Source organism: Acinetobacter vivianii (assembly GCF_014635885.1).
In the GTDB taxonomy this organism is placed as follows: Bacteria; Pseudomonadota; Gammaproteobacteria; order Pseudomonadales; family Moraxellaceae; genus Acinetobacter; species Acinetobacter vivianii.
In genome coordinates, this window is record NZ_BMDR01000001.1 from 574,060 (window position 1) to 590,362 (window position 16,303).

14 protein-coding genes are annotated in these 16,303 nt (G+C 40.6%); 6 read left to right on the forward strand and 8 right to left on the reverse strand.

The genetic code is table 11. The features are described from left to right. Nucleotides 1-8 precede the first annotated feature (8 nt). Nucleotides 9-1,058, reverse strand: coding sequence for an N-acetyl-gamma-glutamyl-phosphate reductase (argC, locus tag IEV36_RS02710; RefSeq protein WP_005257819.1), 1,050 nt, complete (start codon nt 1,056-1,058; stop codon nt 9-11). A gap of 296 nt (nt 1,059-1,354) precedes the next feature. Between argC and IEV36_RS02715 the strand changes: the two genes are divergently transcribed. The 3 genes from IEV36_RS02715 to IEV36_RS02725 all read left to right on the forward strand — a co-directional run bounded on the left by IEV36_RS02715 (nt 1,355) and on the right by IEV36_RS02725 (nt 5,232). Continuing rightward, on the forward strand, nt 1,355-2,866 hold the full coding sequence (locus IEV36_RS02715; protein WP_005257821.1) for a hypothetical protein: 1,512 nt from the start codon (nt 1,355-1,357) through the stop codon (nt 2,864-2,866). A 145-nt stretch (nt 2,867-3,011) separates the two neighbouring features. Next, nucleotides 3,012-4,496: an alkaline phosphatase gene (gene phoA, locus IEV36_RS02720; protein WP_005257822.1), complete on the forward strand. Its 1,485-nt coding sequence runs from the start codon at nt 3,012-3,014 to the stop codon at nt 4,494-4,496. 124 nt (nt 4,497-4,620) lie between these two features. After that, nucleotides 4,621-5,232 carry a CDP-alcohol phosphatidyltransferase family protein gene (locus IEV36_RS02725; RefSeq protein ID WP_005257823.1) on the forward strand — a complete coding sequence of 204 codons (612 nt, stop codon included), beginning with the start codon at nt 4,621-4,623 and terminating at the stop codon, nt 5,230-5,232. Here IEV36_RS02725 and IEV36_RS02730 read toward each other — a convergent pair. Both IEV36_RS02730 and rpiA read right to left on the reverse strand, forming a co-directional pair. After that, nucleotides 5,229-5,924 carry a M48 family metallopeptidase gene (locus IEV36_RS02730; protein ID WP_005257826.1) on the reverse strand — a complete coding sequence of 232 codons (696 nt, stop codon included), beginning with the start codon at nt 5,922-5,924 and terminating at the stop codon, nt 5,229-5,231. The two genes, IEV36_RS02725 and IEV36_RS02730, sit on opposite strands and share 4 nt — an antisense overlap. Further along, on the reverse strand, nt 5,924-6,595 hold the full coding sequence (gene rpiA / locus IEV36_RS02735; protein ID WP_004772412.1) for a ribose-5-phosphate isomerase RpiA: 672 nt from the start codon (nt 6,593-6,595) through the stop codon (nt 5,924-5,926). Before rpiA ends, IEV36_RS02730 begins: the two co-directional genes overlap by 1 nt. A gap of 104 nt (nt 6,596-6,699) precedes the next feature. Here rpiA and ilvA point away from each other — a divergent pair, with 104 nt between their 5' ends. Beyond that, complete coding sequence (gene ilvA, locus IEV36_RS02740) at nt 6,700-8,238, forward strand: threonine ammonia-lyase, biosynthetic (protein WP_004772413.1); 1,539 nt, start codon at nt 6,700-6,702, stop codon at nt 8,236-8,238. 189 nt (nt 8,239-8,427) lie between these two features. On the opposite strand, the gene IEV36_RS02745 is transcribed toward ilvA, so the two are convergent. Further along, nucleotides 8,428-8,754: a hypothetical protein gene (locus IEV36_RS02745; RefSeq protein ID WP_005257827.1), complete on the reverse strand. Its 327-nt coding sequence runs from the start codon at nt 8,752-8,754 to the stop codon at nt 8,428-8,430. A 304-nt stretch (nt 8,755-9,058) separates the two neighbouring features. On the opposite strand from IEV36_RS02745, the gene IEV36_RS02750 reads away from it, so the two are divergent. Both IEV36_RS02750 and IEV36_RS02755 read left to right on the forward strand, forming a co-directional pair. Beyond that, nucleotides 9,059-9,709 (forward strand): potassium channel family protein, encoded by a 651-nt coding sequence (locus IEV36_RS02750; RefSeq protein ID WP_004772416.1) that lies wholly within the window; start codon nt 9,059-9,061, stop codon nt 9,707-9,709. A 1-nt stretch (nt 9,710) separates the two neighbouring features. Beyond that, nucleotides 9,711-11,048, forward strand: a complete 1,338-nt coding sequence (locus IEV36_RS02755) for a TrkH family potassium uptake protein (RefSeq protein WP_005257829.1) — start codon at nt 9,711-9,713, stop codon at nt 11,046-11,048. Here the strand turns inward: IEV36_RS02755 and IEV36_RS02760 are convergent. The 4 genes from IEV36_RS02760 to IEV36_RS02775 form a co-directional block, all read right to left on the reverse strand. After that, the gene (locus tag IEV36_RS02760) at nt 11,036-11,563 is read right to left on the reverse strand and encodes a cysteine peptidase family C39 domain-containing protein (protein ID WP_005257830.1); all 528 of its coding nucleotides are present in this window, start codon (nt 11,561-11,563) and stop codon (nt 11,036-11,038) included. The genes IEV36_RS02755 and IEV36_RS02760 overlap by 13 nt on opposite strands. Continuing rightward, a complete protein-coding gene (locus tag IEV36_RS02765) occupies nt 11,564-12,730 on the reverse strand; it encodes a phospholipase A (RefSeq protein ID WP_004772421.1) in 1,167 nt (388 codons plus the stop codon). It abuts the gene before it with no gap. Between the two features lie 20 nt (nt 12,731-12,750). Then, on the reverse strand, nt 12,751-15,690 hold the full coding sequence (locus tag IEV36_RS02770; protein ID WP_005257835.1) for an insulinase family protein: 2,940 nt from the start codon (nt 15,688-15,690) through the stop codon (nt 12,751-12,753). Between the two features lie 132 nt (nt 15,691-15,822). Further along, a complete protein-coding gene (locus IEV36_RS02775) occupies nt 15,823-16,272 on the reverse strand; it encodes a GNAT family N-acetyltransferase (protein WP_005257836.1) in 450 nt (149 codons plus the stop codon). Between the last annotated feature and the right edge of the window lie 31 nt (nt 16,273-16,303).

The following is a 16,303-nucleotide window of genomic DNA, read 5'->3' on the forward strand; positions in this document are numbered from 1 at the left end:
AGCGTTTTTTATGGTAATAAACCGATGCCTTCTAAGCCAGCAGCCTCCTCAAAACCAAACATTAAGTTCATATTTTGAATGGCCTGACCTGCTGCACCTTTGACTAAATTATCCTGAGCCACCAAGATAATTAGCTTATTTGGCTGTGGGCGATAAAGTGCAATTCTGAGTTCATTCGCGCCGCGAACGCTACGAGTTTCTGGTGAACTATTCGCAGGCATTACATCAACAAAGCGTTCATCTTTATAAAAATCTTCATAAAGTGCCTGTAAATCTGCTTGCTGACCCTGTTCTGTTAAATCAACATAAATCGTGCTCAACATGCCACGAATCATCGGAACCAGATGAGGTACAAAAATCAGTTGATCAAACTGACCTTTTTGGCCTGAAATATTTTCAAGTGCTTCCACAATTTCTGGATGATGACGATGCCCAGCAACGCCATAGGCTTTGAAATTATCTGCATTCTCACTATAAATCATGCCAAGACTAGCTTTACGGCCTGCACCAGAGACACCAGATTTCGCATCAACAATAATGCCTTGCGTATTGATTAGCTGAGTATCCGATTTCAACAAAGGTGCCAAGCCCAATTGTACTGTTGTTGGATAACAGCCAGGATTACCAATAACTTGAGCCTGTTTGATCTTTTCACGATTTAATTCAGTTAAACCATAAACAGAATCTTTCAAAATCATTGGACAGCTATGTTGCATGCCGTACCATTTTTCAAATTGCTCAAGATTCTGCAAACGGAAATCTGCCGCAAGATCAACCACTTTAGTACCAGCAGCGGTTAAAACTTCTGCATGCTGCATGGCAACACCATGTGGTGTCGCGAAAAACACCACATCACATTGTTTGAGTTGTTCTAAATCAAGGTCTGAAAACTCAAGTGTCGTGTGACCACGCAAACTTGGGAACATATCCGCAACGCGCTTTCCTGCTTCTGTACGAGAAGTGAGAATACGAACTTGAACCTGTGAATGTCTAAGTAATAGACGTAATAGTTCAACCCCTGTGTATCCAGTTCCACCAACAATACCAACAGAAATCACGTGTGACACCTCTAGCTTTCATTTAGGCCTGTAGTATGGCAGTTTGCCCTCTTTTACACAATCTTCAAGTCTCTAACTTTTAAGAAAATAAATATCTGCTGGCTTGGAAATTTATGTTGTTATCTTCAGTCTATATTTTTATTGATCCAACAATTAAAGATAAATCAATTTGTTTTATCCGAAATGATTTCACCATTGGTCAAGAAACGCTATTGTTTCCGCTAAGGATTCGAATAGAATAAAAAAACATTGCGGTAATAATAAATTTCATGGATGCAAAATTTTGGAGAGCTGGAATGCCTTCTTTGAGACAAAAACAAAGATTAAATCACTATATTTGCGTAGGACTTGGTACCCTTCTATTGAGTTCAACATTAGTCGGTTGCGGAAGTGGTGAAAGCGAAGCATCAACTCCGACTGAAACTCCAACCACGCCGACGCCTAGTCCAAAAACATTAAATGTTAAAGTGCCTGTTGAGCTGCGTAATATCAGCATTAAGGTTTATGACAATACAGACAACACTTTAATTTTAGAGCAGACAGCCAATACAACCACCAATCTTGCACTGACCTTACCTCAAAGCGTTAAAAATCGTATTTATAGAGTGGAATTAACAACCCTGCCGAGTGCGCTTATTTATAATCCCTTGTCAGGTCAATACAATAATGTTTCAACTCAATTAAACACACTGATTGAAATTAATCTCAATTCGACCAATCAGACTGTTTTTATTAATCCAAATTCTGAAGCTGTTTATCAAAGAGCGCTTATTCGCTCTGGATATCTTCCAACTGATGCCAAAATTGATCCGACGGGAATTAGCAGTTTACATTTAAAACTGGCTTCAAATGATGTAAATACAGCCTTATTAAGTGCCTTTAATAGTATTGATCTACCCAATTTAAGTCCCGCCTATTCACTCAGCAGTTTTACAGCCCAAGATATCATTAATTTACCAGCGCTTTATACTACTGTCTTTTTTAGTTTTGGTTATATTCAGCAATGGGCCAACAGCTTTCCCACCGATTCTTTTACCGAGTTTACTAAAAATCTGGCAATTGATTTAAGAGATGGGCAACTTGATGGAAAAATACTACGGGGTGATAAGACAGCCTTAAAAACACTTGTTTCTAATGCACCAGAAAATATCGATCCAGCTCAAAATACACTGTTAAAAATAGCCGCAAACCAAAAAATGGCTCGGGATGAGTATGGCACCTCTTTAAAAGAATCGACCTTACAACTAGCAAAGAACTACCAGCAGGATTCAATCAATCCATCAGGCTATAATTTATTAGAACAAAAAGTTTATAGCTTTGATCCTCAAATAGAATCTACTGATTCATTCCGTGTTTCAGGTGCAGGTGATTACCGTCGTGCGGTTGGCTTTGTAGATACAACTGCAACCTGTAATGGCTCTGCTTATCCATGTAAGCAAGGATTAACGGGAATTAATCTGGTTAATGTGAACTTACCTTCTATTGAATATCTGATTGGTCATTATGAAGATGGCAATGGCTGTCAACTCAATATTCGGGCAAATGGTGTACTTGAACTGATTAAAGGCGCTCAAACTTATCGCTCAGCACTTGATGCGGACAGTACCGACAACCTGTTACAGGTCAATAAAACAACTCACGAATATCTTTTAAATAGCAGTTCATCGCAACCCACCAATGCCACCTTCCAATATAATTTTATTCAGATCCAAATCAAAGCCAATCAGGTAGTCAGTGCAAGTGCTGGGCTTGACAATCGTAAAGCTCCAGATCAACTGCAAACAACACAATTACAATGTAGTTTTTAAAAACTTAAAATATAAATAAAGGCACTGGAATCTCGATTTCAATGCCTTTTTTAAATAATATAAAGAAAATCAAAATATAATTTTAACCAAACCTTAACATTTAATTATTACTATCCATTTCAACTAATCTTTAGGTTGAAATTAAGTGAAACTTAAACCATTACTTTTACCTGCTCTTATTTCATTACTTGTTGGTTGCGGAAGCGACAATGATTCCTCTAATAATAACCAGCCAACCCCACAACCAAAACCACCAACAACTGAACCCCCTATTACCTCTCCTAACCCACAGCCTGGAGAATTATTAGAACCTGGTGCAAAAGGTGATATTCGTCAGTTCGGTGGCGCAACTCGCTTAAAACAAGAACGCACACAAGCATTAAAAGATTCTTTAAGTGATAAGACCGTAAAAAATATTATTCTCTTTATTGGTGATGGTACCAGTGATTCAGAGATTACCTCTGCGCGAAATTATGCAGAAGGCGCTGCGGGTTACTTTAAAGGTTTAGATGTACTCCCTTTTACAGGTAGTTATACAACCTATGCGCTGGATAAAAATGGTGCAATTGATTATGTAACAGACTCGGCAGCTTCCGCGACTGCATGGGCTTCTGGGGTTAAAACTTATAATAATGCACTTGGCGTAGACATTTATCAAAAACACCATGCAACTATTTTGGAACTTGCGAAAAAAGCTGGTTTTGCGACAGGTAATGTCACGACGACTGAACTGCAAGATGCAACCCCAGCTGCTTTGGTCTCTCATATCAGCGCACGTAAGTGTTATGGGCCAAATGAAACAACCAAACGCTGTCCTGAAAGCGCACTGGAAAATGGTGGATTAGGTTCGATCACAGAACAGCTTCTAACAACACGTGCTGACGTGACTTTAGGTGGCGGTAAGAAAACATTCTATGAAGTTGCAAAAGCAGGTCCTTTCAAAGACAAAACTTTGCTTGAGCGTGCGAAATTAGAAAATTATCGTATCGTTGAAGATCTAAACTCGTTAAAAGCCGTTGATAGCGCCAATCAAAACCAGCCTTTACTTGGTTTATTTGCAAATGGCAACCTTCCTGTGATTTGGAGCGGTCCAACAACACAATTAAATGGTCATAAGAAAGAAGCTGAAAGCTGTAGAGATAATCCTGAATTTACGGCCTCTACACCACGTTTGGCTCAAATGACTGATAAAGCAATTGAACTGCTTAAACCAAATCCTAAAGGTTTCTTCTTACAAGTTGAAAGCGGTTCAATTGATAAAAGAAATCACGCTGCTGATCCATGCGGTCAGATTGGTGAAACAGTACAACTCGATGAAGCGATTCAGGTTGCCTTAAAATTTGCAAAAGAACATGGTGATACCCTGATTATTGTTACAGGTGACCATGCGCATACCAGTCAGATCATTCCAGTAGATGGTGACAGCCCAGGTCAAACGGCAGCGCTTAAAACCAAAGATGGTGTCGCAATGGCAATCAACTACGGCACTGCACCTGAAGGTAAGAGCCAGCATCATACAGGTTCCCAAGTTCGTACAGCCGCTTATGGCCCACGTGCAGCCAATGTATCAGGCTTACTCGATCAAACGGATTTATTCTTCATCATGCGCGATGCTTTTGGCATTAAATAAAATCGTTCTAACACAACAGCAGCCTTTCAAGGCTGCTGTTATTTACATGAAATAGATAATTTTAAAATTCATTCATTTACTCGGATGCTATACTCAGAATAAATAATGTTATTTCAATTCATGAATGTCTCTAAAATATCAAATTCCGATCTTACTTGTTTATTCCCGAGTCATTCTCGGTTTTCTTATCGTCGCAGTGACGTTATTCCAGCCAGAATTTTATCCGATCTACACCGTCATTTTTCTCACAATAGGTCTGCTTAGCGATATCTTCGATGGCATGCTCGCCCGACATCTCGGGGTTTCGAATGAGCGCTTACGCCGACTTGATTCCAATGTTGATCAAATCTTTTTTATTTGTGCAATCGTTTCGATTTACCTGCAACAGCCCGCATTTTTTCAACAGCATCTCTATCCAATCATTATTTTAGTTGCATCTGAAATTGCAATTTATGTGGTTAGTTTCATTAAATTTCGCAAAGAAGTTGCCACCCATAGTCTCGGTGCCAAAATCTGGACTTTGTTTTTATTCGCACTATTGGTACAAATAACTCTAACTGGACAATCCCACATTCTATTTCTAATTGTGTTCTGGCTAGGAATTCTGACCCGTGCAGAAATCATTGCCATCATCTTTGTGCTGAAACACTGGCAAAATGATGTTCCAAACCTTAAACAGGCTTGGCGTATCCGAAAAGGTTTAGCTGTGCAACATAACCGCTTTTTTAACGGTTAGTCCTTTTTATAGTACCAGCTCGGCAATTGAATTTGCTTCAGTTGCTGACGATGGATCAGATAATTTTCATCATATTTGGCAACTTCATTCCAGAACGCCGCACTATGATCAAAATGTTTGGTATGTGCTAATTCATGCACGCATACAGCTCGGACATTGTGTTCAGGCATCAGCGCTAATGCTGCACTGAGCATAATGTCATGTTTGGAACTACAACTTCCCCAACGGGTTTTCGGATTTCGAATAGTACAAGCTTGATAAGCCAAGCCGATTTCCTGACTGACCTGATCCAGATAATCAGGTAAAAATTGCTTGGCATAGGCCATAACAGCTGTCTGTAACGCTTTTTCCGACGCCGTATCTCTTATAAAGATCGTTTGCTGTTCCCAATCAAACTTAAAAATATGTCGTTGAGATTGTCGAATAATCTGAAAAGGTTGGGAATGAAAGAATAATGAAAGTTGCTCAGGCAAATCCACGTTCAAACTAAATTGTTTTTGTTGTCTACCCCAAGTTTCAACCAGCCATTGCTCAGAATGAGTTAAAAACTGCTGGATCTGTTTTTTACTACAAAATAGCGGAACCGTTAAACGAATACCTGTGGGCTCCACACGCAAGCGCAGATTTCTCGCCCTTGCATGTCGAACCACCTTAATTTCAGGTAATAACGTTTCTAATGAAACTGCCTGCATTATTGTGCAGTACGCTCTTCGATACCATTATTAGTTGCAACAATCGCAATGCTTGCTGCATTTAATGCAAAGATACCGTTGGTGACAACACCAGGAATGTCATTAATGGTTTTTTCCAGTTCAAGTGCATTAAGAATGTTTAAGTTAAATACATCCAGAATCACGTTACCATTATCCGTAACCACACCTTCGCGATAAACTGGATCACCGCCTAAAGCGACGATTTTACGTGCAACAGCAGAACGTGCCATCGGAATCACTTCAACAGGAAGTGGAAAATCACGACCCAACTGGTCAACCCATTTTGAATCATCAACGATACATACAAATTTCTTTGCAATCGACGCAACAATTTTTTCACGGGTTAATGCAGCGCCACCGCCTTTAATCATATGCATATGACGGTCGATTTCGTCAGCACCGTCCACATAGGCATCTAGGCCACCTACCGAGTTCATATCCACAACTTCAATACCGAGCTTCTTCAAACGCTCAGCGGTTGCATTCGAACTAGCGACAGCTGCTTCTAATTGCAATTCAGGCAATAAATCAATTAAAAAATTAACGGTACTTCCTGTTCCTACGCCCAAAATGCCGCCTTTAGGCAAATGTTTCAAAGCTGCTTTTGCCGCAGCTTGTTTTTTTTCATCTTGGGTTGCATATAGACTCATGACTTCACTCAACTATTTTGACATTTGCTGCAAGAAAACAGCGCAAATGCACAGGGGTTTGCTACAATGATCGTCTATTTTAAACTGTTATAGGGAAGAAGAACATGCTGTCTCGTGTGGTACGACAAATTTTACAAGCAACGGTTTATGATGTTGCAATTGAAACACCGCTTGAAGCAGCTCCACGAATTAGTCAAAAAATTAATAATAACATTCGATTTAAGCGTGAAGATTTACAACCTGTGTTCTCTTTCAAGCTCCGCGGTGCTTATAACCGTATCAGCCAGCTACCTAAAGACCAGCTTGATCGTGGTGTCATTTGTGCATCCGCAGGTAACCATGCGCAAGGCGTGGCATTGTCTGGAAAAAAATTAGGTATTCCTGCAATTATCGTTATGCCGAGCACGACACCTGATATTAAAGTTCAAGCTGTTAAACGCTTGGGTGGTCAAGTAGTGTTATACGGCGATAGCTTTGATGTTGCCAACAAATATGCAAAACAACGTGCGGAAGATGAAGGACTGGTTTTCATTCCACCTTATGACGATGAGCTAGTGATTGCTGGTCAAGGCACAATTGCCAATGAATTACTGCGCCAATGGCGTGATGTTGAATATGTTTTCGTTGCTGTTGGTGGTGGCGGACTCATTGCGGGCGTTGCGGCCTATCTCGGTGAAGTGGCACCGCATGTCAAAGTCATTGGCGTTGAATACGAAGAATCGGCATGTTTAAAAGCGGCACTCGAATCAAATGAACGCGTGGTATTGCCGCATGTAGGTCTATTTGCTGATGGTACAGCGGTCGCTCAAATTGGTGAATTACCCTTTGATGTGATCCGTTTACGTAAGTCGGATAATTCAGGCCCAATCGTTGAACCTGATATCGTAACGGTTGATACAGACGAAATCTGTGCTGCCATTAAAGATACCTATGATGAAAATCGTAGTATTGTCGAACCATCTGGTGCCATGGCCTTGGCTGGCATCAAGAAATATGTTGCAGAGCATCAATTGACTGATAAAAACATGGTCTCGATTGTATGTGGCGCCAACATGAACTTTGACCGTTTACGTTATATTGCAGAACGTACCGAGCTGGGTGAACGCCGTGAAGCAATTTATGCCGTGACGATTCCTGAGCAAAAAGGTGCATTCCTCAACTTCTGCCGTGCATTGCAAGGTCGTAACATTACTGAGTTTAACTATCGTGCCAGCTCAAGCAATCTGGCTCAAGTTTTTGTCGGAATTAGCTTAAAAGGCGGTGAAGCTGAACGTCATGAAATTCACAACATGTTGAAACAGCAATATGAAGTGGATGATTTATCTGATGATGAAGTGGCAAAACTGCATATTCGTTATCTAATTGGTGGGCATGCCAATATTGAAAATGAACGCTTGTTCCGTGTTGAATTCCCGGAACGTCCAGGTGCTCTACTCACCTTCCTTGAACGCTTGGGGCCAACCCATAACATTACCCTGTTCCATTACCGTAATCACGGTGCAGCGGAAGGTCGTGTATTGGTAGGTCTGGAAGCGACGGATGCCAAACAGAATCCAGATGGTCTGATTGAAACATTAGAGCAAATCACTTATCCATATGCTGAAATCAGCAACAATATTGGTTATAAGCGTTTCCTTAAATAAGCAGCTTAGCGACTTAAAGCCGGCATGATGTCGGCTTTATTTTTATATTTGCTCATTGCATATACTGTGTTGTGAAGTCTTACGAAAAATATTCCTTTTTCTATTAGATGGTTAAAAAAACTCCAGTTAGAATCATATTCTAAGCTATCTAATATTACGTTCTAAAACTGGGCAAAATTCAATTTACAATTACTTATCTTTAAATTTTTTATGCCACCATAGAGCTATTGAAATACTTGCAATTAAGTATATAAAAGCAAAAATTGTTTTGAATACAAATAAAAATAGCAAAGCTCCAAGTGATAACATTATAATCACAGGTCTCAATTTATTTTTATTAGGATTATTTTCATAGGTTACTGTTGCAATTATGAAAGCCACACCGACATACATAACTATTAGTGCAACCACCCTCTGATCTTTTTCATTAAATATCTTTGATAACTCCAACAATAAGCCATATAGAAAACCAGGACCAATTAAAGGAACAATTAAAAATATAAGCCATTTCAGCATTTAAGAATCCTAAGAAATATTTAATATAATTTTTTGATAAAATAAATATTATTAAATCATAAGCACATATTACAGAAAAAAATACAATGATTTCAAAAATTATGAGAATAATTCAAAATTACCTTTATATTCTTCCACCTCTTTAGCAACATCCATAGTCTGCAACTTCTTTAAAAAGATGTTTTTTGTCAGAACGATAACCAGTTTAGCTTTTTTCAACTCAAACAAAATCATTACAAACCCATCCATTGATCCATTTTAAAATGAATAAAAAGACATTTTTATCATTTAGTTAAGGACAGTTATGGCACAGTTTGCAGTCATTGGTTTAGGTAGTTTTGGGGCAACTGTTGCATTAGAGCTGACCAAACTAAATCATGATGTCATCGGAATTGATACCATCAAGCGCAATGTAGAAAATCTGGCTGATCGTATTACACATGCCGTGATTGCCGATGCGACAGATGAGCACGTTCTTGAAGAGCTGAACATCCAGAATTGTGATGCGGTTATTGTCGCGATTGGCGAAGATATTGAAGCCAGTATTCTCTGTGTGCTAAACCTGAAGAATTTAGGTGTTGAGAAAATTCTGGTGAAAGCCAAAACCAAAGCACATCACACCATCCTTTCGCATTTAAATGTCAGCAAGATTATCCATCCTGAAGAAGATATGGGTGTACGTGTGGCGCAAGCACTGAACTACCCAATGGTGAGTCGTTATATGGCACTGGATGATGATCATTACATCGTTAAGGTTCCCGTTAATGAGAAACTGAACAATATCAATTTGTCAGGTATTTTAAAGCAAGAGCCAAATATTAAACTGTTATTGCTTAAACGCGATCAGCAGATTTTTTATGAAACAGATCCTAATTTTACCTTACAAACAGATGATGTACTGATTTTGGAAGGTTCGCTTAGCCATCTCAGAAAACTTTCAGGATGTTTCGCATAACATGGCATTCAAAATAAACTCCCAAAAGATTTTTAACCTAAGCCCTCCTTCTTTGCTGGCGATTGGTTTTTTAAGTTTTATTGTCATAGGGACATTATTACTCAAACTGCCGATTGCCAATAAAGGCAACGTGAGCTGGATGGATGCCTTGTTTACCGCGACATCAGCCGTCACCATTACAGGCTTATCCGTGGTTAATCTGAATGAGTCATTCAATCATTTTGGGCAGTTTATTATCCTGTTATTGATTCAATCGGGTGGTTTGGGTTTTATGACCTTTGCCATATTGGCAGCCTTGAGTCTGGCACCAAAGTTGGGGCTTAAACAGCAAATGATGGCACAAGATAGCCTGGGCCAAACCAGCCTATCCAAAGTTACCTTCGTCGCCAAAGGCGTTGTGCTCTACACCCTGTTCTTTGAACTGATTGGTGTTGTGATATTAACTGCCTCATTTGCCCCGATTTATGGTTTTGCCCGCGGACTTTATTACGCCATCTTTTATAGCGTTTCTGCCTTTAATAATGCTGGCTTTTCCTTATTCGATAACAGTCTGATCAATTTCCAGAGTCATTATCTGATCTGCTTAACCATTAGCCTGCTCTACACCTTGGGGGGAATTGGCTTTCTGGTGCTGATCGATGTCAAACAAAATAAGCGCTGGAGCAAACTGACACCAAACAGTAAGCTCATCCTCAGTACCATTGCAATTTTGAATCTGGTCGCCTTTATCTTGATCTGGTTATTAGAGTCAAATAATCCACTGACGCTCGGTTCAATGAGTTTAGGTGAACAGGCCATGAATGCATGGTTTCAGGCCACGGTTCCGCGATCCTCTGGATTTAATACGATTGATACAGGTGCGATGGAACATAGTACAGCCTTACTCACCATGCTATTAATGTTTATTGGTGGTGGCTCTCTCAGTACTGCGGGTGGTATTAAGATCGGTACATTTGTGATCTTGTTGCTGTGTGTGCTTTCTTTTTTACGGCGAAATGAAGAAATCCGTATTTTTAATCATTCAGTTTCAGCAGAAACAACCTATAAAGCCCTTGCCGTGACAGCAATTACAGGCATGTTAGTCTTTGTCGGTTGCTTTATTATTCTGTTGCTCGAACCCAAACTGGATGTGATGGATTTGATGTTTGAGGTCGTTTCTGCCGCCTGTACAGTAGGTTTATCACGCGGCGCGACAAGCCAATTACATGACGGCAGTTTATTTGTTCTTAGCGTATTGATGTTTACAGGTCGACTCGGCCCTTTAACGCTTGCCTATTTAATTGCAACACCGAAAAAGAGCCGTTTAAAACACGCCAATGCCAACATTCAGATTGGATGAAAACTGGAAGGCTGCTCAATCACAATCACTTGTTGGCAGATTCCATCAGCTTGGCGCTGTTGTTCAAATACAGCTTTAGACATCACATCAAAATGATCACAGAAACTCACTTCCTGTTCATCAATTGAATAAAGCAAGGATTGGTTTCCCATTCCTTGCAAGGTGTCATAAAACACAATCACAAAATTGCCACTTTCAAAAGCGTGCTGAATCTCAGCATAGGTTAAAGCAGCGTCGATAGGAATCTGCAGACCTTCCGCTTCGCGATAACACTGCTTTTCATTGTCATCGATGTTCGGATCAGGCGCTGTATAAAATGAAACGGTATAGCCTAATTTCTTCATGGCTACAGCCAGAGCAATCGTGAATGTGCCATTTTTACGATCATGGCGACACAACTGGATCAGATCAGCAATATCAATATGGGTTTGATATTGCTTTAAGATGAGCCACAGTGCGAACACACCACAATTTGCGTCTAGCTGTAATAATGATTCTGGAATATTTAAACTCATTTAATACCAGTTCATCAATGATACGCCCAAGCCTGCGTAGGTCGCACGGTGGTTGTAATCAATCAGACTTTCACCATAACCATCAAACAGTTGCAAGTGTCCACGCAATTTTCCTGTAATTGGGAATGCCCAGTCAAACTGAACCGCACCGTGTGAACGATCACCACCTTTCAAGGAATGACGCAGCATCAATGAAAAATCGTGATCACCTTTGCGGTAAAATGCGGTTAAATCTCCACGACCTACATAATCTTTAATGTCTGGGTTATTGTCATCTTTAGCATCTTCCTCAACGCGATACCACGGACGCAGCATCAAGGCGAAATTGTCTTTCTCGAAGCCAAGATTAAAGATGACACGGTTCCAGCTACGCGATAGCGGATCAGAACGACCATTAGATTGGTGGTTCAACGTCACACCGAGTAAGCGTGCATTCAGACCCAAAACTTCATAATTGGTTCTAAACATTAAGCTCGCTTCAGGCTCGTAGTTCGTTTCACGGAAAGGTCGAGACTCATCCGAGTTATAGACTTGCCAGCGTGAAGACTGGGTATAACCTAACCACAGGTCACCATTATCACCAAAAATATTTTCCCAAGCCTTGGTCTTAAATGAGATCTGGAACTTGGCTTCGCTCGAGGTCAGTTCTTGCTTGTCTTTAACCGTATTTTCAGGGTTCGGACTACTTGGAAACTCATTCTTGTCACTGGTCCAGAACACAGGCAGCAAATAGACAGGTTGATAAGCACGGATATTCCATGTACCTAACTTACTGTCTTCTGATAGCTCCCAACGGCGATCCAGTAAAGAAACATTCGGGTCAAACTTAGGCGCAGCACCAAGAATATGCAGATCACTTACCTTTTGAACCACTTTATCTTTCAAAGACTCAGGTTTGGCTGGCTCATTCGACTCCACCGCAGGCACGGCAGCTGCAACCATTGGAGCGGCATCAGTCTGAACTTGTGTTGGAATAATGGTTGGTGCTTTAAAAATCGCATCATAACACGCCAAACGCTCAGCATTTGAGGCTAAAGCCACACATGCATCCGCTGTAGCTGGACTGGCTGGTGCGGTCGCTTGCGCATGTGCCAACGACGTAGTTAAGCCAAGTATCGTCAAGACACTCAGCTCCAGATAACTACGTTCAAAAGATTTGAACGCCATAGAATTCTCCAATTTTTCTTTTAATTGACTTGCTTGATGCTAAATCCAAGTTTCTGCAATTCTTCGCGTTTCGCAAATGGCGCAACGACCGCTTTCACTGGTTTTTGAGCCAATAAATACTGCTTGGCAACGCGTTGTAAATCATTCAGATTCACATTGAGCAAACGTTCACGCAGAATCTTACGGAATTTTGGTGTACGTGCATGTAGCAATGCATAACATGCAGTAATCGCCTCACCCGCTGGAGAACCCGGTTTATCCATACTCGCGACCAAGCCAAGAATAGCTTCTTCAAGTTGATGTGGCTGTTGCTCGGTATTCAATAACCATTGCACACTGGCTTCAAAATCGTTGAATGTTTCTGCTAAACGTGGATCACGATAGCTATAGAAACGGAACGAACACGCATTACCATCATAGCTTGCACCACCACCATACGCACCGCCTTTTTCACGAATGGCACTATGCAAGAAACCATTTCGTAAATAAGCTGCCAATACCATCAATGGTGCTGCATCTGGATGAGCTACATCAACTGCTTGGTAAGCAGATGCACAGAATTGTACATTGGCTTGAATTAACCACGCTTCATCATCTGAAGTATTCACAGGTTCGACTTGCGTTAATTGAACAGGTGTTTCGTCAACAGCCAGCTTATCCCAGACATTTTGAATTTCTTCGACCAGACGATCCGATTGATGTTCTTCACAGACCAATAGGAATTGTTTAGGCGCTTGTAGTAATTTACGATGAATCGACTGTAACTCGCCAATTAACGCTTGATAAGCTGCATCATCCTGATCAATTTTATTGACCAACTCGGTTAACCAGTTCAATGCGCCCAAGCCTGTGTTGTGATAATCACGGCGCGCCAAAGCACTCATTTGACGAGATGCAGCCTGCATCGCATAGCTATGACCAGAACCGGATAAACGTGACTGCCAACGCGTTTTACGTTGCTGTAATAGTTCAATAATGCGATCTTTCTCATCAAAACGTAGTTGTTCAAATGCCAATTTCAATAATTGAATCGCATCCAGTTTTTGTGTCAGTGATTTGGTGGTTAAAGTCAGCCATGCGCTGATACGGTCTTTATCATCCACCTTACTACGCAACGATGCGCCCATACCCAAACCACCACTTACGGCTGTCTGAATCTGCTGGAATTCAAGATAATCATATTCACCAGCGCCGACTTCACCCATCAGAATCGAAAGTAAATTGAAGTAAGGTGATTGAACAATCTCGTCAGGAATCTGAATCAACACTTGTTGATAGTAAATACCATTGGTGCCTGCATGGTATAAATTTAACGGCGTATCTAAACGATTACAGATAATTTCGCGCAACTGGCCTTGAACAATCTGCAACTCGGCAGGTACATCTTCCAAACCAACTTTTGGTAATAACTCAAGATTATCAGGCGTATCCTGACGCTGCTTTAAGGCTGCAGTTTTTTCTTCAATCTCGATCTTCTGCGCATCGGTTAAATTGGCCGTAATCTCAGCCAGACGCGCCTGTTCTGCTTGCTGCTCTTTCACCGATTTGGTTGCATCAGGGACTAAAGTCATTTGTACACGATGCGGATTATCTAACAGGTGAGTTTGAATCAGATTTGATAACCACATCGGGTCTTTCAACTCTTCTTTCACTTGCTCAATCGCAGAATCTACGTCCCAGACATGAATCGGATCACTATGATGAATGGCACTGCCCAGTCCATTTAAAATCAGGCTTAAACCGTACGGTGTGCCATCGCCATTGATTTCACGTTGATGTAATTCAATCTGATGAAGAATTGCATCGACAAAATCGGTATCTACTGGCTTAGAAGCCACCTCTTTCAGAATATCCAGAATGCCATTTTTAAATGTTTCTGCATGTTCAGCATTTGAACCTTGAACACCACAATAGAAGGTCATTTCAAAGTTGCTGTCATCAACCCCCATGAGTGGGCCTGTTGACTGTGCATAGCCACAGGTTTCCAAATAGTGACGTAAAGGTGAAGCCGAATTCTCTAATAGAACCCCCTCAACCAAACGCATACCTAGACGGAGTTTGGTATCGCTGGTTTGTGGCAATAACCATGACATTACATGATAAGTTTTATCTTTCAAATCTTCGCTATCAACCGCATAGCTTTCAGTCACTTCGACTGGTGCAGTCAAGCGTTTCTCAGGTTTTGAGTATAAAGTCGTGCCTTGAGAGAACTTGTGTAATGCCAGACTTTCGAACTGTTCTTGCAAGTCATATGCACTTTGATTGCCAAAAGTCATGAATACCGCATTGCTTGGGTGATAATGCGTTTTATAGAAATCAACCAGTTGCTCATAGCTTAAATCTGGAATGTCTTTTGGATCGCCACCAGAGTTGTAGTGATAAGTTGTTTCTGGGAACAAATGATGTGCAAGTTGATGATAAAGCTGATCCGTTGGAGAGCTCATCGCACCTTTCATTTCATTAAAGACAACGCCTTTATACACAGCCTGATCATTTTCAAGCTCAATACGAATCCCTTCCTGAGCAAAGTCTAAAGGGTTCAGATTGGCAGCAAATGCAGCGTCCAAATAAACAGACAGTAAGTTTTGAAAATCTTTTTTGTTTTGTGTCGCAAATGGATAAGCTGTCCAGTCGGCGGCAGTAAAAGCATTCATGAACGTATTGAGTGAACGACGGATCATCAGGAAAAACGGATCACGTACAGGAAACTTCTCAGAACCACACAACGCGGTATGTTCTAAAATATGTGCTGCTCCTTTAGAATCCATTGGCTGGGTTCTAAAGGCAACCAGAAACACATTTTCATCATGACTGGTCGCCAAGTGATAGTGAACAGCGCCAGTCACTTTATGCTTATATTCTGAAACTTGAATATCAAGTGCTTCTACATGGTGTTGACGTAATAGCTGAAACGCGGGATGAATAGTTTGAGTAATGCTTTCAGTAACATCTACAGTCATGTGATCTCCAATTTATCTCTATTAAATCATTACGATTGATTATAGAGAGTCTACCGAAGAATACGTATCGATATCCATGTAAATTACTCTATTTTTGTAGAAAAATGCAGCGGCTAAACAGAACACAGTTGATTAAAAAACTTTCCGGAAATTACTGTGCCCCCAATCTACACTTTCATATCCCATACGTTGGTAGAAATTCGCCGCATTTTTAGTATCGGTATATAAACACAACTGCTCAAAATAAGTTTGGGCATACTGCTCGATATACTTCAATAAATATGCACCCACTGTTTTTTGACGACAATCAGGATGAATATAAAAACGGCGTAGTCTGCCCATTTTTCCAGTTTGGTCGAAAGGATCCTGACTAACGCCACCTACTGCAATCAGATTCTGATCTTTATATACTGCAAATAAGCCTTCTCCATATTGATCAAAACGATTTTTGCCCGTTTCAAATTCGTGCTTAAGTCTTTTTAAAAACTGGAACCCTTCTCGTTCAGACAATTCAATCAGCATATTCAGATCAGTCGGCAGCGTTAAAATTCGTTCTATTCTTAATCTTTGTAATAAATCCATGTCTTCGTCCTGAATTTCCCACGTATAAACA

Bases quoted from the DNA above. Each gene is read 5' to 3' on its own strand.
- IEV36_RS02755 (WP_005257829.1), top strand. From the start codon at position 9,711: ATGGCATTCAAAATAAACTCCCAAAAGATTTTTAACCTAAGCCCTCCT.
- IEV36_RS02745 (WP_005257827.1), bottom strand. From the start codon at position 8,754: ATGCTGAAATGGCTTATATTTTTAATTGTTCCTTTAATTGGTCCTGGT.
- ilvA (WP_004772413.1), top strand. From the start codon at position 6,700: ATGCTGTCTCGTGTGGTACGACAAATTTTACAAGCAACGGTTTATGAT.
- IEV36_RS02760 (WP_005257830.1), bottom strand. From the start codon at position 11,563: ATGAGTTTAAATATTCCAGAATCATTATTACAGCTAGACGCAAATTGT.
- IEV36_RS02770 (WP_005257835.1), bottom strand. From the start codon at position 15,690: ATGACTGTAGATGTTACTGAAAGCATTACTCAAACTATTCATCCCGCG.
- IEV36_RS02725 (WP_005257823.1), top strand. From the start codon at position 4,621: ATGTCTCTAAAATATCAAATTCCGATCTTACTTGTTTATTCCCGAGTC.
- IEV36_RS02775 (WP_005257836.1), bottom strand. From the start codon at position 16,272: ATGGATTTATTACAAAGATTAAGAATAGAACGAATTTTAACGCTGCCG.
- rpiA (WP_004772412.1), bottom strand. From the start codon at position 6,595: ATGAGTCTATATGCAACCCAAGATGAAAAAAAACAAGCTGCGGCAAAA.
- IEV36_RS02730 (WP_005257826.1), bottom strand. From the start codon at position 5,924: ATGCAGGCAGTTTCATTAGAAACGTTATTACCTGAAATTAAGGTGGTT.
- IEV36_RS02765 (WP_004772421.1), bottom strand. From the start codon at position 12,730: ATGGCGTTCAAATCTTTTGAACGTAGTTATCTGGAGCTGAGTGTCTTG.
- IEV36_RS02750 (WP_004772416.1), top strand. From the start codon at position 9,059: ATGGCACAGTTTGCAGTCATTGGTTTAGGTAGTTTTGGGGCAACTGTT.
- IEV36_RS02715 (WP_005257821.1), top strand. From the start codon at position 1,355: ATGCCTTCTTTGAGACAAAAACAAAGATTAAATCACTATATTTGCGTA.